We start from the raw sequence: 24,995 nt of genomic DNA on the forward strand, positions 1-24,995 counted from the left end.
CGTTAATCTAGTGTATTCAGGCACAATTGGAACTCCGAGGATTGACAATAAAAGTAATGAATTAATATTTGTTACTAGTTTTAGAAAAAGGCGTATTCTTAATGGAATATGCCTTTTTACATTTTTAATAGAAGACATAGTAAATAGAGAAAAATAGCAAAACTTGTAAGTAGTAACTTAGGAGATGCAATCCAGCGAAAACAGCACCAATGGGCAAAATCACAAATATGATACTGACAACCACAAGATGAACCTATATAAAAGCCATACATCGTATTTTCTTGATTAGGTACAATTGGGAATATGACATTCATTATAAAAATGAAAAGAGATACTCCAAAATCGTTTATTTTGCCCTCACCTGTTAAATATAAATAATGAACAGTATGATAATACATGTGAAAATTATCTTTCCTGTCCTATCCCCATTCAGAAAGTAACCATGGACGCAATATTACTAAAGTTCCCCTTCAAGAAATTGGATAAGATAGAACTCAGGCTTAGCTAGGAACTCTGTGAAATTGCATAAATCTGCATATTCCTCATGCTCCACATCATAGCATCCAACTTGTCCCTCACCTTCCGGGTTCCAAACTACTTGTAAATCAGAATAATTGTCGACATTGGCTGAAAGAAGAAGCAGCTTTTGTTGACCAAACTTCATCTCAATTGTATCCGTTAGGTTAAAAAAATCGATATAGTGAATATCATAATCATTTGGTGCAAGTTTGAGATGCAATTGATCACCTGTCAGAAAATCAAGCAATTCCTTTGGTAATTTATATTTTTGTAACGCACACCTTTTATTCTCTATCGAATGAAGCTCTATAGGTTCGAGTGCTTTTAAATAATTGGCAAGCTCCTTATTTTTCATACCTAGTGCAATAGTATAAGGGCGTTGCCCATCTTTCTCCGTTAAAGTGATACTTGCACCTCGTTCAATTAAATATTTCACCATAGTGATATTGCCCATTCGTGTTGCAACTGTTAATGGTGTTGCTCCATAGGGATAGACCATGTCAGGCTTTTGGTAATTAATATCTACTCCTTGTTCAAGTAAATAATTGACTGTTTTCTTATCAAAATCAGATACAGCTTGTCGTAATACTGCCCCTCCATACTCTTTCACATCAAGTCCGAGTTCATGAATAAGCGGGATATTTCTTTTATTTCCATAGTATGCCTGTAAATAAGCTCCAGAGCCAACTTGATTATGTCCATCTAGTTTTGCGCCTTGTTCAACAAGGTAACGCACTATTTCCTCCTTACAATAACGAACAGCTCGTAAAAAAGCTGGATTCTTTTTAACATTTAAATTTACGTTATACGCAACTAATAGTTTTACTACATCAAATTGCTGTGCAATTAATGCTAAATCCAATGGGCTTAATGATGTATGCTTACTTAAATGGATTTCCTCTTCAATATTCCAGCCTTTATCCTTGGCTTCTTGCAACGCAGTTAAATCTCCAGCATAGATATGCATTGCAAGCTCCGGGATTTCCCTAAATGTTCCAATGTCTTGTAGCTTAATCATCTTTAGATTGGCCTCCTTCATACATTTATAAAGAGTATAGAAAACAACTACTTACAAAACAACAGGAAATAGGACTACAGTTTAATCAATAACAACTGATATTTATATTCATTTTCAAGGTTCATTTATTAAAAAAGCAACTAGGTTAGACATTTCCCAGGAAAAGATATTTGCAAAATAAAAGGAGCCCTCAATCCTGAATAGATTGAGGGCCTGTCTTAAACGCTTATATGAATTGCCTTTATTTTAAACAAAGAGCTTTATCTGTTGTTGCATTAATTTCTTTTAGAAGCTCTGGGTTTTCTGCTAATGATAAACCATAAGATGGAATCATTTCTTTAATTTTTGTTTCCCACTCTTTAATATGTTGAGGGAAACATTTATTAAGAACTTCAAGCATAACATGCACAGCCGTAGACGCACCTGGTGAAGCTCCAAGTAAAGCTGCAATCGATCCATCAGCAGCACTTACAACTTCTGTACCAAATTGGAGTGTTCCTTTGCCGCCAGCTTCTGTATCTTTAATAACTTGTACACGTTGACCAGCTACGATAATATCCCAGTCATCGCTCTTCGCATTTGGAATGAAATCACGTAACTCTTCCATACGTTGTTCTTTTGAAAGCATAAGCTGTTGGATTAAATATTTTGTTAATCCCATCTCTTTCACGCCTGCCGCTAATAATGTTGTAATATTATGCGGTTTTACAGAAGCAAATAAATCCATATTGGAACCCGTTTTTAAAAACTTAGGTGAGAAACCTGCGAATGGTCCAAATAGTAATGATTTCTTATTATCAATATAACGTGTATCAAGATGCGGAACTGACATTGGTGGAGCACCAACTTTTGCTTTTCCGTAAACTTTTGCATGATGTTGTTCAGCCACTTCTGGATTATTACATGCTAAGAATAGACCGCTAATTGGGAACCCACCAATATGTTTCCCTTCAGGAATACCTGATTTTTGTAATAATTCTAGGCTTCCTCCACCAGCTCCAAGGAAGACAAATTTTGCTGAATGATATTCCATTTTACAGCCGTCTAAATCATGCACACGTACTTCCCATGAACCATCACTAGCTTGTTTTAAACTTTCAACACTATGGTTGTAGTTAACATCCACATCTTTGGATTTTAAGTGGTCAATTAACATACGTGTTAAAGCACCAAAGTTAACATCCGTACCCGTGTCAATTTTTGTTGCAGCAATGTCTTCACCCGCTGGACGATTCTCCATAATAAGTGGAATCCATTTTTTTAGTGTTTCAGGGTCATTAGAAAATTCCATTCCTTCAAATAAAGGATTTTTTATCATCGTTTCATGACGTTTCTTTAGAAACTCAACATTTTCTTTCCCTTGTACTAAACTCATATGTGGTAAAGGCATAATGAAGTCTTGTGGATTATTGATCAGCTTATTGTTTACAAGATACGACCAAAATTGTCTTGAAACTTGGAACTGTTCATTAACATTAATCGCTTTTTTGATATCGATTGATCCGTCTTTTTTCTCTGAAGTGTAGTTCAGCTCACATAATGCAGCATGTCCAGTTCCCGCATTGTTCAATTCGTGAGAACTTTCTTCGCCTGCTTTCTCAAGCTTTTCAAACACTGTAATTTTCCAATCTGGTGCTAATTCTTTGAGCAATGTTCCCAAAGTTGCACTCATGATTCCGGCACCAATTAAGATAACATCTGATTTAATTTGTCTGTTACTCATTTTTACCTTCCTTATATGTTAAGATTTGCAGAAAGGATGTTAGCACTCCCGCTTTAGAAGTACTGTAAGCCATGGAGCAACCTTGGAGCACACCATTTCTGTATCAATTATTACCTTATTGCAGTTTATCACAATTAGTTCAAGAATAAAATATCAACTATTTATATGAGAGTTATCAGCTTTTTTCGAGCCTTTCCATTCATAACTCAAGCAAAAAAACCACTTTTTATTCTAGTTAAAACTTGGTTTTTTTAAGCTTTATGGAATAATCGCCCTAAAAATGATTGACATTTTCATAAAAAATAGATTCTTTTTATTATTATATCTCTATAATAACATAGCGATAGGCAGCCCGTCTTGTTTTTGAACTAGCTCCCTATTCTTCAAGATACACTGTCGATTGGGCTTTCAATATGCCAACCATCACTATGAAAACCACTCATTTGCAGTAACACATAATCGACTAATGCTTCATATAATGTCATCATCTGTTGTGCATTGTCCTCCTGCATTGCATGGACAAACATGTTTTTAAAAGCCACATCTAGAAATGCTAGCTTACTATATTTTTGAAAATAGATTGGATCTTCAAGATAGGGCATAGATTTGACAAGAAGGAACTATTTTTACATTCAAAAACTGACAGTACTCCATAAACAAATTTGCTAATTCGTTATGATAGGTAAAGTTAAAGTCTTTTCTCTCTTGCTCATAACAGTCCTTTAAATTATCCAGTGCATTCCATACTCCATATTTTTTTATTTCTATTACTGTTTTATTCATTACTTTATATTTTTTTGAGCCACTCTTCTGCTTCAAATTTTTAGTTTTTTTATTATTCTAGTATAATTAAATACTATTCTACTTGTTTTAAATTGCAACATCGACATGGTTCTCCGTCTATTAAAATCTCTTGGTAATACTTTCGAATTTGAGCTGGTGGATTCGCAAAGTATTCAATTAAAAAGCCATTCACTACTCGATTGCTTCTTTCTTTTCACTCCACATGATCTGCCAAAATAATATGTATATCGATATCAGAGCGTTTTGAGGGTTACCCTGTAACATAACTCCCACAAACTAGTGCTCCTACGACATCCCCTCGATCTTTCCAATCTTTCAAGAATGTTTCAAGTGCTAATGTCCATTTGTCCATTGATCATGGACTTCCTTTTTACTATGTCATTTTTTATTCTACACTATTCAAACAACAGAAAATCCATTATGATGTTTTCGTTTTAATTTAATTGGTTACATGTAGGATAAAGATCATCCTAATGAAAAAACCGCACTCTTTTAGGTACGGTTCTCAACATGCTAAAATAAATCAGCTAAAAATGTTTGTATTGATGTAGGTAATAGCTGAAAGAATAATCCCTCATATTTAATATCGAGTACACCAGCAATAACAATGACAGCAAAAATTAAAAACAGAAAGATTTTCTTATTTTTAGAAATCCACTTCAATAGATTCCACTCCTCTAGCTTTATAGTAAACATTTTCAGTATAGATGGGTTCATAAAAAATAGTAATCCCTAGTTACTGCCTGTCACCTAAATTTCCTATACTACATACATTAAAATGATACGGTACAATTTAGAATTATGTAAGAAGGGAATGACTATGGTCAATTTTAAATCTTTTCGTGGTGTCGTCACACAAATCAGTGATTTTCCAGTAGGGCAAAACGGGGATAAGGAAGGTTGTTATAAAATGATGACCTTAGAAGATGGAGCTGGCGGGGTCGTCAACTTTGTTATTTCTCCTTCTACTTATTTTGTTCATCATGAAATCGTTACGACAGGGGAATGGGTCACAGGCTATTATGATGGGGATGCACCTGTACCAATGATTTATCCACCCCAATATCGTGCTTTAATTATTGTTAAAGATAGCAACTATCAAAATGTAAAGGTAGATTTTTTTAATCATCAATTGCTAAGTAGTGATGGCCTATTGCAATTAAACCTTTCTCCTACTACTGTTATCTCGCTTAAAAATGGGCAGCCCTTTTCTAAAAGCCCTGCCAATCGAAACCTCATTGTCTTTTATGGACCTACCACTCGGAGCATTCCTGCCCAAACCACACCATACGAAATCATTGTTTGGTGTTAACCTCATCATTGAAATAAGCAACGGCTTAAACCTCATTACGAGAATTTAAGCCGCTTTCCTCTGTGATTACCTATTCATATCATCTTTCATTTCATGTAATTGCTGTTTAATCTGCTCTAGGCTTTCTTTATTTTGCTGCACAATATCTAAATGTTCACCATATTGCTCTGCATTGAAACGTGCATTTTCGGCATGCTTTATTTGATTGAAAGCATGCTCTAACGCTATTTCCTCTGGATGTAATTTAGCATGCTTCAACAAACGATCTGCCTTTAGCACTGAGTTACTAAACAATGTACTAGGATGATCTTGCTTCCAACTTGTATCGGAATGTTTAGCCAATGTATACATCTTCCCTTCTTAAAAAATTTCATTGTTCTAGATGTAGTATTATGAATTGATTCGAAAATATGTATGGTAAATAATCCTCCCAACACAATATTTCCCAGGCGATATTTAAAGAACTAAGGCATCCGCTGCCTTAGTTCTTTTCCCAATGTCATGAATAGTTGTCAAATATCAATTAGTGCCATGCAGTCCGTTCACTGACAGGTTGCTTGATGCCTGTTTTCCCTTGTGTTTCAGCAAAATTATTGACCTGTGCTGAAGACGCATCAAGCTCAAATTCAGCTCCAAACTCTTCCTGATGGAGTTTTTGACGCTGTTTATTTGATTTGTTTGCACTACTCGTTCCAGTTGCTTTTGCATTGTTACGATTTGTTTTCATATTTGACATAACCATCCTCCATCGAGTATTTGAAAAGCTCTAACATCGACTAAATGTTTTATGAACTTTTCATTCTCAAGTTTGTCCATAGAGCAAGAAAACAATGTGCATTAAATTTTTTATTTAGCTAAGTATAGTGTTGAGGCTTTTTTCCATTTCTAATTGTTAGTAAGTCGCTTGCAATCTTATTTTCTTTCTGACTATAATACTTGTATACAAGTATACTCAAAATCAAAAAGGGTGATTTTATGAGCCAATCTAAGGACTATTTATACCCACAAAAATGGCTTTCTAAAGCTTCAACAGGCGATCGTGTAGCCTATGAACTTAGAATGCGCATTATTTCAGGCTTAATTGAAAGCGGTACCATTCTTTCTGAAAACAAACTAGCAGCTGATTTTGAAGTAAGTCGTTCACCTATTCGTGAAGCCTTAAGAATACTAGCGTCTGAAAATATCATTCGATTAGAGAAAATGGGCGCTGTTGTCATTGGTTTATCAGAAAAAGAAATTGAAGAAATTTATGATGTTCGTCTGTTGATTGAAACATTCGTGTTTGAACGTCTCATAAAAATGGATACAACTAGCTTAGCAATAGAGCTGAGCAAAACATTAGAAATGATGAAGGTTGCCATTAAATATAACGATGCCGACGAATTTTCTTATCAGGATGTTATGTTCCACGAGGCAATTATTCGTTCCATCGATCATTCTTATATGACGATGATTTGGAATAATTTAAAGCCAGTAATGGAAGGCCTTATTTTGTTATCTATGCGCATGCGCTTCCAAGAAAAATATGAGGATTTCACTCGTATTGTGAAAAACCATGAGCTGTATATTGATGCGATCAGAGCAAAAGATCGAGAGCTCATGATTAAATCCTTACATGAAAATTTTGATGATGTTCAAGGCAAGGTAGAAGATCTATGGCGGTCACAGCAAATGCTATCTAAAGGGGTTGAGCCACAAAATGACTAACTATATGTTAGGTGTTGATATAGGGACTACTAGCACCAAAGCCGTATTATTTAGTGAACAAGGCAAGGTTATTCAACAAGAGAATATTGGGTATCCATTATATACACCTGATATTTCAACAGCTGAGCAAAATCCAGAAGAGATTTTTCAAGCTGTGCTGCAAGCCATTACCCACATTATGAAAGTCCATTCTGACAAATCATTATTATTTGTTTCCTTTAGTAGTGCTATGCATAGTGTTATTGCTGTAGACAAGGATGATCAACCCTTAACACCTGTTATCACTTGGGCGGATAATCGTAGTGAGGCATGGGCACATAAAATTAAAGATGAATGGAATGGACATGAGGTTTATAAAAGAACTGGTACACCTATTCATCCAATGTCTCCATTAAGCAAAATTACTTGGCTTGTAAACGAGCATCCTGAAATCGCTCAAAAAACAAAGAAATACATTGGCATTAAAGAATATATTTTTAAGAAGTTTTTCGATCAATACGTTGTGGATTATTCTTTAGCTTCGTGTATGGGTATGATGAATCTCCATACATTAGATTGGGACGAAGAAGCTTTAGCCATAGCAGGTATTACGAAAGCACAATTATCGACTCTTGTACCTACAACGCAATCGTTTTCTAACTGTAATGTCCGTTTAGCTAAACAAATTGGTATTGATCCTCAAACACCGTTTATCATTGGTGCAAGTGATGGCGTACTGTCCAATTTAGGTGTTAACGCAATTAGAGAAGGTGAAATTGCTGTCACAATTGGGACAAGTGGTGCTATCCGTACTATTATCGATAAGCCCAAAACAGATGTGAAAGGTAGAATTTTCTGTTATGCCTTAACAGAAAATCATTGGGTTATCGGCGGACCCGTAAACAATGGTGGTATGGTATTACGCTGGATTCGTGATGAGTTTGCTTCTTCTGAGATCGAAACAGCCAAAAGACTAGGTATTGATCCATATGAAGTGTTAACAAAAATTGCAGAACGTGTAAGACCTGGTGCTGATGGACTGCTATTCCATCCTTATTTATCAGGTGAACGTGCACCTTTATGGAATCCAGATGTACGTGGTTCATTTTTCGGTTTAACAATGTCACATAAAAAAGAACATATGATACGAGCCGCTCTCGAAGGGGTTATCTACAATTTATATACGGTCTATTTAGCATTACTCGAGTGTATGGAAAGCCCTGTCACACGTATCCAAGCAACAGGTGGTTTTTCACGCTCTGAGATTTGGAGACAAATGATGGCTGATATTTTTGAATCGGAAGTAGTAGTACCTGAAAGCTATGAAAGTTCCTGTCTCGGTGCTTGTATTTTAGGCTTATATGCGATTGGAAAAATTGATTCCTTTGATGTTGTCGCTGATATGGTTGGTGACACTTATAAACATACCCCAATCGAAGAGGCGGCCAAAGAATATAGACAATTGCTCCCCATTTTCATTCGTTTATCTAGAGTGTTAGCAGATGATTATGCGTCAATTGCTCATTATCAAAGGAGCTTAATTAAGCCCGACTAAAGAGGAGGAGAATACATGCCATTAGTTATTGTAGGTATTGGTATTATTGCGCTATTAATTTTAATCATGGGCTTTAAATTAAATACATTTATCTCATTAATCATTGTTTCATTTGGTGTGGCATTGGCTCTCGACATGCCTTTAGATGTCATCGTGAAAACGATTGAAGCAGGATTAGGTGGTACGCTAGGTCACTTAGCATTAATATTTGGACTTGGAGCTATGCTTGGCAAGTTAATTGCGGATTCAGGCGGTGCCCAGCGCATTGCCATGACCCTTGTAAACAAATTCGGTGAAAAGAACATCCAATGGGCCGTTGTAGCCGCATCCTTTATTATCGGTATCGCTCTTTTCTTTGAAGTAGGGCTTGTGCTATTAATCCCTATTGTCTTCGCCATTTCAAGACAATTAAAAGTTTCTATTTTATATTTAGGAATTCCTATGACAGCAGCCTTATCCGTCACACATGGATTTTTGCCACCACATCCAGGACCAACCGTCATCGCTGGTGAATTCGGGGCAAATATTGGTGAGGTCTTGCTTTATGGCTTTATCATCGCCATTCCAACCGTTATTTTAGCAGGGCCATTATTTACAAAGTTGGCGAAAAGATTAGTGCCTGAATCATTCAACAAAACTGGGAATATTGCTTCTTTAGGTGAACAAAAAACATTTGAATTAGAGGATACCCCTAGCTTTGGCATAAGTGTCTTCACTGCACTATTACCTGTGATTTTAATGTCCCTTGCCACTATTATTACACTGCTACAAAAAACAATGGGCTTTGAAGATAATGGCCTCTTAGCAGGTATCCGCTTCATCGGTGAAGCTGGTACGTCCATGCTAATCTCCTTATTAGTAGCTGTTTATACAATGGGAATAGCCAGAAAAATTCCGATTAAGCAGGTAATGGAATCCTGTACAACAGCCATTTCACATATCGGTATGATGCTTTTAATCATTGGGGGCGGTGGCGCCTTTAAACAGGTATTAATCGATGGGGGTGTTGGGGATTACGTTGCCGAGCTATTCCATGGAACTACCTTATCACCGATTTTACTGGCGTGGATAATTGCCGCTATTTTACGTATTTCATTGGGGTCTGCTACAGTGGCTGCTTTAACAACAGCAGGGCTAGTCATTCCAATGTTAGGTCAAAGTGACGTGAATCTCGCTTTGGTTGTGCTGGCAACGGGTGCAGGAAGCTTAATTGCTTCACATGTCAATGATGCTGGTTTCTGGATGTTTAAAGAATATTTTGGGTTAAGCATGAAGGAAACGTTTGCTACATGGACGTTGCTAGAAACAATTGTATCTGTAGCTGGTTTAGGATTTATTTTATTACTTAGTTTATTCGTTTAAGAAATGTAAAAAAGGAGCGAGCACAATGTTAAATACAATAGGCGTTATTGGTTTAGGTGTTATGGGCAGTAATATTGCTTTAAACATGGCTAATAAGGGCGAGCAAGTGGCCGTTTATAATTACACACGAGATTTAACCGACAAACTACTACAAAAGGTCGAAGGACAAGCGCTTACTCCTTACTATGATATCGAAGAGTTCGTACAATCTTTAGAAAAACCAAGAAAGATATTTTTGATGGTGACAGCTGGGAAGGCTATTGATTCCGTTATTCAATCTGTAGTGCCATTCCTTGAAAAAGGCGATATTATTATGGACGGTGGTAACTCTCACTATCAAGATACAGAGCGTCGATATGATGAATTAAAAGCACAAGAAATCGGTTATTTAGGAATTGGGATTTCAGGCGGTGAAGTGGGCGCATTGACAGGGCCATCTATCATGCCTGGTGGTGATCAGGAGGTCTATGACAAAGTAGCACCTATACTTACAAAAATCGCAGCACAAGTGGATGTTACACCATGCTGTACGTATATAGGTCCTAAAGGTGCAGGCCACTTTGTTAAAATGGTGCATAACGGGATCGAGTATGCAGATATGCAGCTAATTGCTGAGGCCTATACGTTTTTAAGAAAAAATGTAGGATTATCTGTTGAGGAAATTGCTGATACTTTTGAAACATGGAATCAAGGCGAATTAAAAAGCTATTTGATTGAAATTACAGCTGAAATTTTAAGAAAAAAGGATGAAGTAACAGGTTTACCACTAATCGATATGATTCTTGATAAAGCAGGTCAAAAAGGTACTGGAAAATGGACTAGTATGCAATCCATTGATAACGGTATCCCTACATCGATTATTACAGAAGCCTTATTCGCTCGCTATATTTCATCATTAAAAGAGGAGCGGGTTCGAGCTGAAGCTATACTGTCAGGGCCGAACTACAATCCACAAAATCAAGATAAAGATGTGTGGATAGAAAACGTACGTCAAGCCTTATATATGGGTAAAATCTGTGCATATGCACAAGGCTTCACACAATATAAAATGACATCTGAGCTTTACAACTGGAACTTGCCATTAAAGGATATTGCCTTAATTTTCCGCAGTGGCTGTATTATTCGTGCAGAATTTTTAAATGTGATTAGTGAAGCCTACCAACAGCAACCTACACTTGATAATTTACTAATTGACTCTTACTTTGCAGAAAAGACAAAGGACTATCAAAACGGCTTAAGAAAAATAGTTTGTGAAGGCATTCAAGCAGGTAATGCGTTCCCATGTCTAAGTGCTTCTCTCACATATTACGATAGTTATCGAACAGGCTCATCTAATGCGAACATGTTACAAGCACAACGTGATTATTTTGGCGCCCATACGTATGAACGTACTGATGCAGAAGGTGTTTTCCATACAAATTGGTAATTAAAAAGCTAAAATATACATCATTCCTTCCATGAATGATCGTATATTTTAGCCTTTTTTATTCTAAATAAACATGTACTCGATTACGCCCTGCTTGCTTTGCTCCATACAGTGCCTTATCCGCTTTATTTAAAAGCTGATACAATGTATCTTCTTCATTTGTTCCTTCAGCCACTCCACAGCTAATAGTAGCGTAAATAGCCCCCTCAATAGTCATAAGAGGTTGTGTTTCTACACAGTGACAGAGCTGCTTAGCTAATGCTTCCCCCTTAGACAATGAATAGCCCTTGAGTGCAAGAACAAATTCCTCACCACCATATCTTGCAAAAAGCTCGCCTTTTTTCAGTTGACTCTGACAAACCTGTACAACATGAACAAGTAGCTGATCGCCGACAGCATGACCATACGTATCATTGACACTTTTAAAATAATCAATGTCCATTAATACTACTGTAAATGCTGTTGATGATGCTCTTATCTCGCTGAAGGCTTGATTACATTGTTGAAAAAATGCTCGACGATTATAGATTTGTGTCAGTTCATCATAATAAGCCTGTTGTTCTAACATCCGTTGTAGCTTCTTTAACTCTGTAATGTCGGTAAAAATGAGTAAATGCCCATTACCATGATTAACATGCCGTAGCGCTGATATGCGTACCTGGTAAGTATGACTCATAAGATCAAGCTCTATTTCTTGCGTATTCATCGTCGTCTCTAATGTAAATGGCATCGTTTGCCCAGTTACTTCAAGCCATAGCTTCCTAAAATCCACACCAAACATAGACCGAGTTAGTTGAGGGAACACCTTGCTACATGCTTGATTAAACTCTATTAATCGAAACGACTCATCTAACACAATGACCCCATCATTGATACTTTGGAATATAGCATCTTTGGCAACAGGCATTACACTAAATAAACGGGAGGAATTAATAGACCATAAATACAACAGAGAAGAAATCCATAAGACCATTGGAACAGGATCAACCCCTTGAGGTGTTAGACCCAATAAGTATATAAAAGCAGTGATCATAGGAATTAACTGACCACACATTAAGGCAATCAGTTGTTGGCGATAAGTTTTACTTGTTTCTTTCCAATACTTTACTATTAGTAAAAAGGATACAAACATACAGCCAAACGTAAATATACCATGAATGATGTACCATATACCGATTTCCTGATAAACATAAGGAGCCCCTAACACGGGATCAACTTCAAATATCTTATAATGAAAATGGTGCATATCATTTGTAGCAACCATTATTAAACTAATAAAAGGGATAGCTAGAAGGGCCATTATCTTTTTCCTTGACAAATGAAAGCCCAAATATTGCATGATAAACAATAAACCGAGCGGTGTTGAAAAAGCCATGCCTACATATTGAATGGCTGTCCAAAACTTTATTGCGTCCAGTGTTGTAGCTATTAAACCAAAAGCAGAGGCAAAACAATATACCGTAATTAACGCCGTATACCCTATAAACAATTGCGCAATTTTTGCGTAATTGTAGCGTTGTAGAAATACGTATAAACATAAATACAAATTTAGAAAACCCGATGTACAGCTAAGAGTAATAAAAGCAGTCAATTGCGAATTCATGTGTATGTACCTCTTTAAATTTTTTATTTTTAATGTAGCATACATGCAAAATTTTGTGGATTTATTTATTATCTAAAATGAAAAGAGAATGTTAAGGAGTACCCATATGACGAATAAGGACAACCTAGAAATCATTTTCCACCCTGATTCAGCCGAAAGCCTAACACACCCCTTTTATAAAAAACAAATCGTTTTTACAGGGGCTCTTTCTACAATGACCCGTTCAGAGGCTGCCAAACAAGTAAAAGCCTGTGGAGGGTCCTTGCAGGGAGCTGTTACACAGCAAACGGATTTCGTCATTCTTGGAGATAAACGTCGTGGCATCAGTAGCAAACAGCATAAGGCTGAACAGCTAGTTACTCAAGGGCACGACATCCAAATACTGATAGAGGACGATTTTTTATGGCTTATTTCAATACCAAAGGAAATTGACAAGTAAAAAGAGTATGTAAGATTTCACCTCTTACATACTCTTTTATGTCTATATTATTGTTTTTATCAATAAATTCTAGATTAACTATTTATTGACCTTAGGCGCTGGATAATCAAAGCCTTTTGTATCCACTTCTACCTTTTTCATTTGCTGATCTTCTAGCGGCTTATCTGTGGCATCTCGCTCAACCGCAACAATGGCATCGACTGTTTCCATACCCTCGATCACTTTCCCAAAAGCAGCATAATCCCCATCAAGATGTGATGCTTCCTTTACCATAATGAAAAATTGTGAACCTGCAGAATTAGGATCTTGCGAACGAGCCATCGAAATAACACCACGTTCATGCTTCATATTATTGTCAAATCCATTTGATGAAAACTCACCATCAATTGAATAATCAGGTCCACCAGTACCATTCCCTAAAGGATCTCCACCTTGAATCATAAAATCAGGAATTACACGTTGGAAAATAAGACCATCATAAAATCCTTCTTTCACTAAGGAAATAAAATTAGCGACTGTATTCGGGGCGACAGTAGGTTCTAATTCAATGACAATTTTTTCATCATTGCTCATCGTAATCGTCACAATTGGATTTTCCTTCACTTCCGCCGCATAATCCACTGTGTCTCCTTCAGATTTTGCTTTGTCTTTAGCGGTACCACAGCCTGTTAAAACAAAAGTGATTGCTAGTAATGATAACACTAAATAAACACCTTTATTACGTGCGAACATATTTTTCAGCTCCTCTACTTAACCATCTATTCATTATAAAACTATCCGATTGCTTAAGACAAATAAATCCAATACTCCTATCGTTTCTTCCTTATCGACCCGATATTTAGTTTGTAATACTATACTCATCTCGAGCCTTATTCTATTAAAAACAAGTACCAGCCTCCTTTATGACTGGTACCTAATTTGATTACTAAGTGAGTTCATGTTAAAAATACACCTGACTTTAATAAATGAGAATTCCTTTGTCTAAAACAGATTGATTTTGAACCTGATTTCCTAAAATATATAGCCTTTTTAGGTTAGGCATATTCACTAAAGGCTCTACATCTGAAATAGCGTTATTTTCTAAATGAAGCACCTCGATTTGTTGCCAATTTTTCATGAAATGTAACGATTGAAGTGAACTATCCTGTAATGTGAACGAACGTAAAGCTGAAAGACCAGCAAAGTAAGGCATGATCTTATCAACCTCATCTATCCAATCACTATTACCTATTTGAATCGATACATCATTCAAAGTTAAATGTTCCAGCACGTTGTTTGTTAATGGTTGTTGACTATTAAATTGAAAATTGCATTCAGAACAATTTAATGTCTTTACGTGCTGTAAATTGAATAAGTCACCTGTTTCTTCATAAAAAATGGTCTCGTTAAAATGAATTGTTTGCAAACTAGGTAGGTCATTTAAGGAACGAACGCCCGTGAAAACCCCATACTCCTTGACTGTAAGCTTTTCTAGCTGTGGGTATTTCAGAAATGCTGCACCATTCAATTGCGATTCCGATCCACTTATATAAACAGTCAAATCTTTTAAAGTGGGTGCCTCTAACTTTTGTATAAAAGAACCCTTTAGCTCCGCCTTCTTCAAATTGGGTGCTGTAATCGGCGATGTATCGCCATAATAACCAGCTAATGATAACTCAGTGAGTGATGTCAGACTGTTCACAATATCAAGCAATTCAAATTGACCTGGAGAAGATAAACGTAGCTTTGTCAAAGATGATTTATTTCTAAGCTTTTCTAAATTGGCAATGTTCATATTTTCGAGATCAAGCGATTGTAGGTTAGGCATATTTTGTAAAAAATCAAGCGTTTTTAAATTTCTTACCGATGTAAGCTTCAATTCTTGTAATTGATTCAGTGAATAGAAGGAGCTAAAATCGGTCGCTTCACTATTGTCTATCGCTAACGACTCTAAATCAGTTAATGTAGACAACCACTTCAAATCATTGGAAAATTTTAAAGACAATGATTTTAGTGACAATTTATTAAGAAGCTCAAAATCCTTAACTTCTTCAGTCACATAAGATATTTCAAGTGATTGGAGATTCGGAAACTCTAATAATAAAGCAAGTTCCTCATTACTTCGAATTTGGATAGAGAGCTCTACAATATTAGACTTATCGCTAAAATATTCCGCAATTTTACTAAATGATTCATTAAAGCTACCTGTATAGCTTTTTAAGTTTTTCAGATGTCGAAAGCTTACCTTTTCACTTTGTGCTATTTCATAATCATTCATGAGCTTCAATACAGTTAGTCCAGTAAAGGCTTCAAAGTCCTTTTGTTCGATTTCTTGCGTATTTAATAACTTATCCATCATGATATAGGTAGAAATTTCAGCTTCCTTATTTGTAAATGGATCGTCTAGACTGTAATCAAAATGCCATTGATCATCAGAATAGTAGGGGGCCAAATATCGAATACTTGCAATCTCTTCTTTAGTTGGCATTGCTCCACCCTTATCAAAAATGTCCCTTAAAAAGAATAGAAGCACTTCACTTTCAGGCATTGTTCGAACAGCTATTTCTTCACGGTTTCCATGCTCTGTTTGATTACTACTAAAAAGAAAATACCCAAGAATGGCACACAAGAAGACAAACGGTACAATAAGAAGTGCCTTTAAATTCGTTTTGGGACGTGTAGCTGTATTAGGAGCAGCTGTACCATAATAATGATTAATCGTTTGATCTACATAATAGACTTTATTTTCTTTCAGCATTATTTCAGTTTCACAAAAAGGACATTTAAATGATTGCCCTTCTTTATATTCAATTTTCCCATTACAATTCGGACAATTTAGTTGAATTAATTCCACTGGCAGTCCCTCCCCAGCTCTATTTTTCATTAAGCTTAGTTGTCTGAAAAATAAATGTCAATATTTCTATGAAATACTAATTATATCTTTTACCATGTTCAAGACCCTAAACGGCAGCGAGGATCTATCAAGGTTTTTCCCCTTTTCCTTCTCATCAAATTTCCCACTTTCAAATAAGATACCGTTTCTTGTATCAAGCTAAGCCCCTAGCTATGTAGAAGGACAGTAAATATGGTATCTTTTTGCAAAGGTATTATTTTCGAAAGTGAGGATTTTCATCAATGCATCAACATAATTTTTGGCTTGATTTACCACGGCCATTTTTCATTTTAGCACCAATGGAGGATGTGACAGATGTTGTATTTCGTCATGTCATTAGTGAAGCGGGGAGGCCTGATGTATTTTTTACAGAATTCACCAATACAACAAGCTATTGTCAACCTGGCGGCTTCGAAAATGTACGTAACCGCTTAGCCTTCACTGAAGATGAGCAGCCAATTGTGGCCCATATTTGGGGAGACACCCCTGAGCATTTTCGTCAAATGAGCATCGGTATGAAAGAGCTAGGCTTTAAAGGTATCGATATTAATATGGGGTGCCCGGCCGATAATGTGGCTGAGAGAGGTAAAGGAGCCGGCTTAATTCTTCACCCTGAACTAGCCTCAGAAATAATTCAAGCAGCAAAAGCAGGTGGCTTACCTGTTAGTGTAAAAACAAGACTTGGCTTTACAGATGTAGCAGAGTGGCGTGCGTGGCTCAGTCATATTTTTAAACAGGATATAGCTAATCTTTCTATCCATCTTCGGACACGAGAAGAGATGAGCAAGGTCGCAGCACACTGGGAACTAATTGCAGACATCAAAAAGCTACGCGATGAAATTGCTCCTAAAACGTTGCTGACAATCAATGGAGATATCCCTGACCGTTTAACAGGTCTAAAACTAGTGGAGCAATACGGCATCGATGGAGTCATGATTGGCCGAGGCGTATTTTCAAACCCATTTGCTTTTGAAAAAGAGCCGTCAGAGCATAACGCCAAAGAATACCTTAACTTACTATACTTGCACCTCAACCTTCATGATCACTACTCTAAGGAATTCGAAATGCGTTCATTTAAAGCATTGCAACGTTTCTTTAAAATATATGTGCGCGGCTTTAAAGGCGCTAGTCAATTACGAGTTCAATTACTAAATGCAAATTCCACCGATGAAGTACGTGATCTTCTAGCAGCCTACACTGCTGAGTAAATCTTCAGATAAGATACGACATACGCTAAAGGAGACTGGCTATAAGCCAATCTCCTTTTTACTTTACTTGTAATACACATTAAACCTCAAAAGGGGGTGCGAATACGCAGAAATTTGTGTCCACTGTGGTGTCCGCATAAACATATGGACTAGCTTTACAATAAAAAAATAGACATATTCATTTAATCTGAATATGCCTAACTATTAAAAATGTATTACTTGCTTCAGAAGATGATGATGCCAATAAAATTTGTGTTTAGCATCCTTAGTTTTTATTTAAACTTAATTTTCTCTTCCGAAGCTCCTTTAGTATATGTTATGTTCGCTCCAACAGGTAAATTTCGAATTTCTTTTACATTTTCCCCTTCAATAATAATTTCACCCATTTTCGTTCCTTTAAAGTCAATAATCGCATTTCCTTTTTTGGGACTAATCGTTACCGTTTTGTCCGCAAATCCTTCACCATGGAATTCAGCATATTGACTAAATACCGCAATCCCATTTTTAATATTTGTATTTTCCCCTAACGTTAACGAAACACTTGGGCGATTCACTATTAATTTACCTGTTTTGTAGTTATTAAAGCTATATACATTTTCAGGTAATATTGGTGTTGGTATTTCTTCTTTCCCAGCCTTCAAATCAATTTGAACTAAAACTGGGTCATGATCCGATGCACGGCCTTGTGCTTCTGTAAAGTTGGCATTAATGTGAATCAAGTCAATTTCGGTAACATCAGCAAGATTATTCGAAACTAAAATATGATCCAACACTTGATTGTTCCCTTGGAAGAAGTACGTAAAACGGTCTTTTTCTGGGGCTTTATCTACCATATTCGTTAAAACATCACCTTTTAACGTTTCAAGTGCTGGTGTGAATTCAAAGTCATTCATGTCCCCTGCTACAATGATATTTAAATTCGGATTCATTGCAAGACCTTTATCGATAAAGTCATTGATGGCTTGAGCAAGCTGAAGACGTTTCGTTACTGATTCTAACACTGGCGGCTGTGTTGGCCCCCAAAGTGAACCATCCCCACCTTTAGAATTTAAGTGAGCTCCGATAATGACTACACGCTCTTCCTGGAATTCAAATTCTGCTGCAATTGGTTTACGTGTATCTACAAATTTTGATGGATCAACAAAGCCAGGATTTAAGGCAAGACCTCCATCTGCTGTCCACGTATTCGCTTGGTCACCTACTCCCTTTATACCTGTCACTAATGAAACACGCGTAGGGTTATATAAGTAACCTACACGAATATTACCACCAGGTGCACCACCTACTGTATTGTTAATTGGCATGACATCAATCCAATCATAGGCAGGACCACCCGCAGCTTTAATTGCATGAATTAATCGCATGTAGCTTTCCGATGCATCAGCATTTCCTGAATCAATTTGCCCATCATTATCTTGTACTTCGACTAATGTAATGATATCTGGTGACTTCATGTTTTTCACAAATGTCGCTGCAATTCTGTCTACTTTTTCATTTGATGTATTGGCAACATTATTCGAAAAGTTTTCGATATTATAAGAAGCGACATTTAACTTGTCCGCTACTGGTTCAAGATACGTCACTTCTTGTTGAAGATTTGCCTTTGTCACTTCTGGGAAGACCTTATTCGTGTTCAGTCGATAGCCATCTGTAAAATTTTCTACAAATCCGATAAGCGCTTCATTAAAACGGTCACCTGAATCATAATTTTTCCCTGAAACCCCTTCAAGCATAATTTTTTCAGGGTTATAATCGTCGGCAGCAATATTTAAACCACCATTCACATTAAATGTATTATTTGTTGTGCTCGGTACAACAATTGGTGAATCATTATTATAAATCGGTCCAATTACTCTCGCATCCGGGAATGATACCCGCATATACTCGATGGATTCCCAAAAGTCGATGCCATCTTCTTGTGGGTCAAAAATGGCAAAGCCATCATTATCGATAATTTTATTAGGTGGGAAAAGGTCCTCCCCTATCACAAGGGCTTCTGGAATTACTGCCGTACCCGTTTTTGTAATAGTTGTTGCTGAAATTTGCGTATCTGTCAATCGAGAGTTTCCACCTGCTTCTACTACATTTCCTGCTACTTTAATAACATCCCCTACTTTTACATTATGTGCCGACTTATTTACCTTGATTGCTGTTGATTTTACGCCATCGAACGTCGGCCCATTTTCTTGCATAATAAAGCTAGTTGAATTGATAACAAATGTAGCAATTCCCTCTACATCATTTACCGTTAAATCGACATATGGTGATTTATGGCTTGCCCCTTGAATATCGCTAATTTTTGCATTTTTAGTATCAATAATTTCATAAACAAATGTAGCAATCGCACTGTTCGTTAAACCTTCTTTTACCGCAATCGCTTTAATCGACATTGGTTTATTAACAAGAATTTCTCCTGTATACTTTGTACTGGCTGTAGTTGGTGTTGAGCCATCCACCGTGTAATAAATGGTTGCACCTTCTGTCATTGTAGAAAGTGAGACTTTCGTGCCTGCTGTTACGCCCCCAACGTGAGAGGCTTTGATATCCTGAACCTTTGTTACATCTTCAATAATGCGTATCGGGAGCAGTTGGTGGTTTGTATATTGACCAATAATTCCTGTAATTTCCCCATACGTTTTTCCACTCACTAAACCTGAGTCACGTGTTTTATCGTAAATAGCAAATGTGCCTACATCATCTGTTCCGGTAAAGTTTTGACCTGAACCAGTAATGGCAACATTTTTAATCGTTACTAATTTCGACTCATTATCTTCTGCAACCTCAATACTTTTAATAATGTGTGGCTCTGGTATTGTCGAAGGAATAGGCATGCCAACAAGCGAAATATTCATTAATTGCTTTAGTCCGCTATATTCAGCTACTTGACCTTGCACCGTCACCCGATCACCGATATTAGCAGTAAGACTATCTACAGGATAAATGGCTATCGCCGCACCATCTTCATCTTGAATGTGCGCTGTAGCAGTTTCTAATTTTGCTGTTACAATACCTGATACGATGACAGTTTGTCCGATTTCTTTATGACGTGCTTCCGTAATTGAAATAGTGGATGGCGCATCTTTAACTGTAAAATTTAAGGATGTAATTTCGCTATCGTTTAAGCCAGTTGCTGTAGCAAATGCTTTGATCGTCATTGCTTCATTGACAACAATGCCAGCTGCCGCATCATAAACCATACTAGCTGTAGACGGTTCAGAACCATCTATCGTGTAATAGATTGTTGCATTTGGTGTATCTGTAGACAATGTTACTTTTGTTCCTGCATAGATTTCTCCTGTTGCTGGAACAGCTTTAATATTTGCTACTTGTGTTGGCTCATAATTTAATAATAATTGGAAGCTTTTCGAGCTTAACGTTTTTAATTGATAAGTTCCGTTAAAAATTGAAGCAATCCCTGTCACGGTAATCACATCATTGTTATTGAACCCATCTGCTTCAAATTGAGAGAACTGATAGCCTGTACGGTTATCATGGCGAATTAACAGCTCATTATATGCTGCATCGACTGCTTTAAATTCAAATGTACCAGACGTACCAGATGGCTTTAAATCTTTAATCTTCACATTTTCAAGTGTAATTAATTCACCTTGCATACTGTCATCAATCGGTAGATTCACTGTTTGTGGCGCTGGTGCTGTCCCAGTTGAAATTCGTTCAATTATCGGTGAATTAAATTGAACCTCTCCGCTATATAAACTCGTTTTCCCTGTGATTTTGACAATATCTCCAACAGCTAAGCTCCCTGCTTCTGGAGAACTGGAGAAAACATATACTCCTGCTGAATCATCCTGTACATAGAAGGCCTTACCTCCCCAGCTACCAGGTGTTGTCGTAACCGTCCCTTGAATTTGGACTGTGCGGTCCGTTCCAACCGCTGCACGAGCTTCAGCAATTGTTAAGTCAGAAGTTGGATCCAATTGACTGACCGATTCCCCCACTCCAATAGCTTCTGTCGTTTCCGCCTTTGCAATTGTTAAGTAAGGCAAAATCATAGAAATTACAAGTAAAAATGATAAAGCTATCTTGGAAACGACATTACATTCATATTTCTTCATTCGTTTAGCTCCTTATGATTTTTTATCTATACAATCAACTTTTTCCCTATCTTACAAAGGAATTTACTAGAAGTTATTATTCAATTATTGTGTTCCCTTCAACGGTTAACCCATCTAAACTGATATTCACATTTGGTGCATCAATGATTAAATTGCCTGCAATAGTACCAGTACTTCCAGATGGCATTAAAGAGTACCTCCCTGAAGCTGTAGGTGCTGTTAGCGTTACATTCCCATTCAAGGTTTGACCATTCAAATCAATCATTACTAAATCTGTTAGCGTTACATCTGCAGTCATTGGAGCTGTTAACCTAATCAAGTCTCCTGCTTTAGCTTTATTTAATGCTTGTTTTAATTCCTCCGCATTCTTTACATTAAATTCACTCACTTTTTCTGGTGGAATAACCGGATCGGGTGCCACATTTCCTCCACCTGTATTTGGAACCCCTGTACTTGGCGAAGAACCTCCAATAATGGCTTTAATTTGGGAAGCAACCGAGGCATAGTTTGTTATAATTTTTGTTACCGTTGAACCTGCTGGAATCGACAAGTCATTTATTAGTAAACCTGAACCGATTGTAATTCGAGCATCAGCGTTTAGAACCGTTAAATATTTCACTAAACCAACAGCATTCAATTCTAACTCCACTGCCGTAGGAAGCAACAATCGTTCAAACTTTACATTCCCAGTCATTTTCAATTTTGTCGTAGATTCAATTGTTACCTTCGTTGCTGATCCGTCAATATTTATAGCAGCAATGGGAGCTGCTATGATAATTTCTGGAATCACCGTGTCCGTCACAATCGACATATTATGACGCTTGACTTGTACTTTTTCTGTGTGCGAATTTTTGATTTTCAATACAAGTGTACTTTGACCATCTATTGCATCAGCTATAATTAAATCGCCAGTAATTGTAGTACCATCAAATTCCATTTTCTTCTTAACATTTGAGGTAATGATTACATTTCCTGTAACTGATACATTTTTAACAGTCACACCATCTGCGTTAATTGTTATCGAATCGAGCGTTGCATTTGTATTGAATACAACGCCCATCTCTGCTGAACCTGCCTTATTTAAAACAACGTTATTTACTTTTGTTATAATCCCATTTTCAATAGTTGCTGTAATTTTTGCTCCTGTTAGTGCGGTTTTATTTTTAGTTGTAAAAATTGACTTTACTGAATCACCAAATAAATAAGTTTTACCATTAATAGCAATTTCATTCGCTGTATATTTTTCAACTTTAAACGTTACACTTTGAGAAGGTTGAGTAGTCGGATTACTAACAGCTTCTGAACGAGTAATAAATGCAGCCAGTTGTCCTCGTGTTACATTGGAAGAACCATCAAATAATGTAGCTGTCTTACCAGCCGTTACGTTGTTTTCATATAAAGCAGCAATCGCTTCTTTATAATCTGCACGCACATCAGTGAACGGTAATGAATTCGTATTTGAAGCTTTTAAATTAAAAGCGTTCGCTAAAATTTTTGCTACATGGTTACGTTGAATAAATTCATCCTGACGGAATGTTCCATCCTCATAACCATTAATAATCCCCTTTTCCTTTAATGCAGCAATTGCACCAAAATATACATGATTAGTAGGAATATCTTTAAAGTTTGGATTGCTAACATTCGATGTATCCAGTCCTAATACACCCGCAATAATTTTAGCAGCTTGTCCACGTGTTACGTTTTGCTCAGATTTAAATGTCCCATCTTGGAACCCATTAATAATGCCACGATCATTTAAATTTTTAATCTCGTCATAAAATGGATGCGTTCGTTGTACATCCTTGAAACTACTAGCTTCAGATGCAATCGGTGCTACTACTACCGCTGAAGCCGTTAATGCCATTGCTGTTATTGCTTTTAAATACTTCGATTTTCCCCATTTACGCATACTTAGAGTAATACCTCCCCATTCCTATTTAATAAGGATGATTTTGAATCCAATCAATACAATTAATTGTAATTATTAAACATTGCCAAAATATTGTTTAACATAGTAATTTTAACAGAAAAATAATAAATATATTGTTATTTAATATTAATATTCTAAATTTTTTGTAAAATGTTTATATTAAACTTTTACAATATTATTTAGAATAGTAGTTTTATAATAAAACCTCATTTTCTGTAATTACATTTTCACATGAACTGAAGCGCAATTGTGCCCTCACCTCTATTAGACATTGAAAGGCCCGACACAAAAGTAAAACCTCTACAACTTTTGTACGGGAAGGCTGAAATATACGAGGAGTTGGCACATTTGCCTGAACGTAGATAATACTCAGAAAAAAAGACAATGCGTATCCATCTCGCACTGACCTAAAAAAAGGAGACAAATAAAAACACCTTTCGTTGAAAAACGGGTATTAAATACAAAACATTCAACGTGGAGGTGTTTTTTCTATGGGTACTAAACCAATCTCCTTTTTGTTTTACTTGTAATACATCTCAAAAGATTATTGACTACAGATTCTCTTCTGAACATTCTTTATTGACCATCTTTTTATTGTCAGTATGAATGCTTTTCATTCCTTCAAAAAACGAATACTCTTCCCTTAAACATTTCTCTAACTCTCCGTTATCCTGCGGAAGCTGTGCTAAGTAATGTTTAGAAAAATGAATCCTTTTTTGGATTTCTTGTTGGTTCTGTGTTGTCGTTCCGTGTCCTGGTATATGGGTTGTTATTTGATGATGTAGTAAAATATCTTCAGCTTTACGAATAGTATTGACATAGTCTTTATAACTGCTAAAGATGAAAGGAAACTCAATATCTGACAAGTAATCTCCCGAAAGAAATAGCCCATACGGCTCTATCACTGTAAATAAACCATCATCCGTATGACCAGGTGCTTGATAAAATGTCATAGTTATCGAATCTAACTCTAATGTTTGCCCATCCTCTGAAACGACAATATCTACTGTTGGATATACAGGGGAATAGCTCCTCTGTATATAATAACTTTGATCAAATTGTTTGATTTTTTGAATGCCTTTTGCTTTGTTCGGGTTTTTATCAAATTGTTTAGATGCAATTACCTTTGCTCCTGGAAAGGCCCCTGAACCAATAATATGGTCAAAATCGCTATGAGTGTAAATAATATATAGTTGCTTATCACCCTTCATGTTGTTTATGTAAGCCTGAATTTCCTCAATTTCGCTAGGTAACCAATTAGGATCTGTCATAATTATCGCTTCATTCGTTTGAATGATAGCCGAAGTAGTCATATACAATGCACTTTGAAAAACAGTAATATTATCTTTTTGGAATTGAATCATCATGAACCTTCCTTTTCCCCTTTTAAAAGGGAGCATCTTTAAGTGAGTATTTTAGATTTTGAACAGGAATTTCTTATTTATAGAGTTCGAGCAAAATC

General features: G+C 36.5%; 19 protein-coding genes. 7 read left to right on the plus strand and 12 right to left on the minus strand.

Annotated features, from left to right (window positions below; translation table 11 throughout):
• Positions 1-457: 457 nt before the first annotated feature.
• The 4 genes from MHI04_RS22180 to MHI04_RS22195 all read right to left on the minus strand — a co-directional run bounded on the left by MHI04_RS22180 (position 458) and on the right by MHI04_RS22195 (position 4,727).
• Positions 458-1,537: an ankyrin repeat domain-containing protein gene (locus tag MHI04_RS22180; RefSeq protein ID WP_101966862.1), complete on the minus strand. Its 1,080-nt coding sequence runs from the start codon at positions 1,535-1,537 to the stop codon at positions 458-460.
• Positions 1,538-1,778: 241 nt separating this feature from the next.
• Positions 1,779-3,260, minus strand: a complete 1,482-nt coding sequence (locus tag MHI04_RS22185) for a malate:quinone oxidoreductase (protein ID WP_036127138.1) — start codon at positions 3,258-3,260, stop codon at positions 1,779-1,781.
• A 383-nt stretch (positions 3,261-3,643) separates the two neighbouring features.
• The gene (locus MHI04_RS22190; protein ID WP_271911930.1) at positions 3,644-3,787 is read right to left on the minus strand and encodes a hypothetical protein; all 144 of its coding nucleotides are present in this window, start codon (positions 3,785-3,787) and stop codon (positions 3,644-3,646) included.
• A 790-nt stretch (positions 3,788-4,577) separates the two neighbouring features.
• A complete protein-coding gene (locus MHI04_RS22195; RefSeq protein WP_230593948.1) occupies positions 4,578-4,727 on the minus strand; it encodes a hypothetical protein in 150 nt (49 codons plus the stop codon).
• Between the two features lie 157 nt (positions 4,728-4,884).
• Between MHI04_RS22195 and MHI04_RS22200 the strand changes: the two genes are divergently transcribed.
• Complete coding sequence (locus tag MHI04_RS22200; protein ID WP_036127141.1) at positions 4,885-5,376, plus strand: hypothetical protein; 492 nt, start codon at positions 4,885-4,887, stop codon at positions 5,374-5,376.
• A gap of 66 nt (positions 5,377-5,442) precedes the next feature.
• Here the strand turns inward: MHI04_RS22200 and MHI04_RS22205 are convergent, their stop codons facing one another.
• Both MHI04_RS22205 and MHI04_RS22210 read right to left on the minus strand, forming a co-directional pair.
• Complete coding sequence (locus MHI04_RS22205; protein WP_036127166.1) at positions 5,443-5,718, minus strand: hypothetical protein; 276 nt, start codon at positions 5,716-5,718, stop codon at positions 5,443-5,445.
• A 181-nt stretch (positions 5,719-5,899) separates the two neighbouring features.
• On the minus strand, positions 5,900-6,112 hold the full coding sequence (locus MHI04_RS22210; protein WP_058844097.1) for a hypothetical protein: 213 nt from the start codon (positions 6,110-6,112) through the stop codon (positions 5,900-5,902).
• A gap of 239 nt (positions 6,113-6,351) precedes the next feature.
• Between MHI04_RS22210 and MHI04_RS22215 the strand changes: the two genes are divergently transcribed.
• Genes MHI04_RS22215 through gnd form a run of 4 tightly spaced genes read left to right on the plus strand, consistent with a single transcriptional unit; the run spans position 6,352 to position 11,405 of the window.
• Entirely contained in the window at positions 6,352-7,083 is a 732-nt protein-coding gene (locus MHI04_RS22215; protein WP_036127145.1) for a GntR family transcriptional regulator, read from the plus strand.
• Entirely contained in the window at positions 7,076-8,617 is a 1,542-nt protein-coding gene (gene gntK / locus MHI04_RS22220; protein ID WP_101966861.1) for a gluconokinase, read from the plus strand. Before MHI04_RS22215 ends, gntK begins: the two co-directional genes overlap by 8 nt.
• A gap of 15 nt (positions 8,618-8,632) precedes the next feature.
• Entirely contained in the window at positions 8,633-9,979 is a 1,347-nt protein-coding gene (locus MHI04_RS22225) for a GntP family permease (RefSeq protein ID WP_036127149.1), read from the plus strand.
• Between the two features lie 25 nt (positions 9,980-10,004).
• Complete coding sequence (gnd, locus tag MHI04_RS22230; RefSeq protein ID WP_101966860.1) at positions 10,005-11,405, plus strand: decarboxylating NADP(+)-dependent phosphogluconate dehydrogenase; 1,401 nt, start codon at positions 10,005-10,007, stop codon at positions 11,403-11,405.
• A 58-nt stretch (positions 11,406-11,463) separates the two neighbouring features.
• Here gnd and MHI04_RS22235 read toward each other — a convergent pair whose 3' ends face one another.
• Positions 11,464-13,008, minus strand: coding sequence for a histidine kinase N-terminal 7TM domain-containing protein (locus MHI04_RS22235; RefSeq protein ID WP_036127153.1), 1,545 nt, complete (start codon positions 13,006-13,008; stop codon positions 11,464-11,466).
• Between the two features lie 106 nt (positions 13,009-13,114).
• Between MHI04_RS22235 and MHI04_RS22240 the strand changes: the two genes are divergently transcribed.
• Positions 13,115-13,447, plus strand: coding sequence for a BRCT domain-containing protein (locus MHI04_RS22240; protein ID WP_036127155.1), 333 nt, complete (start codon positions 13,115-13,117; stop codon positions 13,445-13,447).
• Between the two features lie 78 nt (positions 13,448-13,525).
• On the opposite strand, the gene MHI04_RS22245 is transcribed toward MHI04_RS22240, so the two are convergent.
• Positions 13,526-14,179, minus strand: coding sequence for a peptidylprolyl isomerase (locus MHI04_RS22245; RefSeq protein ID WP_089933336.1), 654 nt, complete (start codon positions 14,177-14,179; stop codon positions 13,526-13,528).
• Between the two features lie 226 nt (positions 14,180-14,405).
• On the minus strand, positions 14,406-16,280 hold the full coding sequence (locus tag MHI04_RS22250) for a leucine-rich repeat domain-containing protein (protein ID WP_058844093.1): 1,875 nt from the start codon (positions 16,278-16,280) through the stop codon (positions 14,406-14,408).
• Positions 16,281-16,561: 281 nt separating this feature from the next.
• On the opposite strand from MHI04_RS22250, the gene MHI04_RS22255 reads away from it, so the two are divergent.
• The gene (locus MHI04_RS22255) at positions 16,562-17,527 is read left to right on the plus strand and encodes a tRNA-dihydrouridine synthase (protein WP_058844092.1); all 966 of its coding nucleotides are present in this window, start codon (positions 16,562-16,564) and stop codon (positions 17,525-17,527) included.
• Between the two features lie 272 nt (positions 17,528-17,799).
• On the opposite strand, the gene MHI04_RS22260 is transcribed toward MHI04_RS22255, so the two are convergent.
• The 3 genes from MHI04_RS22260 to MHI04_RS22270 all read right to left on the minus strand — a co-directional run bounded on the left by MHI04_RS22260 (position 17,800) and on the right by MHI04_RS22270 (position 24,897).
• Entirely contained in the window at positions 17,800-21,603 is a 3,804-nt protein-coding gene (locus MHI04_RS22260; RefSeq protein WP_342535194.1) for a chitobiase/beta-hexosaminidase C-terminal domain-containing protein, read from the minus strand.
• Positions 21,604-21,679: 76 nt separating this feature from the next.
• Positions 21,680-23,512, minus strand: coding sequence for an S-layer homology domain-containing protein (locus MHI04_RS22265; protein WP_342535195.1), 1,833 nt, complete (start codon positions 23,510-23,512; stop codon positions 21,680-21,682).
• 572 nt (positions 23,513-24,084) lie between these two features.
• The gene (locus MHI04_RS22270) at positions 24,085-24,897 is read right to left on the minus strand and encodes an MBL fold metallo-hydrolase (protein WP_342535787.1); all 813 of its coding nucleotides are present in this window, start codon (positions 24,895-24,897) and stop codon (positions 24,085-24,087) included.
• Between the last annotated feature and the right edge of the window lie 98 nt (positions 24,898-24,995).

The sequence above is a fragment of the Lysinibacillus sp. FSL K6-1151 genome (assembly GCF_038630755.1).
Classification (GTDB): Bacteria; Bacillota; Bacilli; order Bacillales_A; family Planococcaceae; genus Lysinibacillus; species Lysinibacillus fusiformis_D.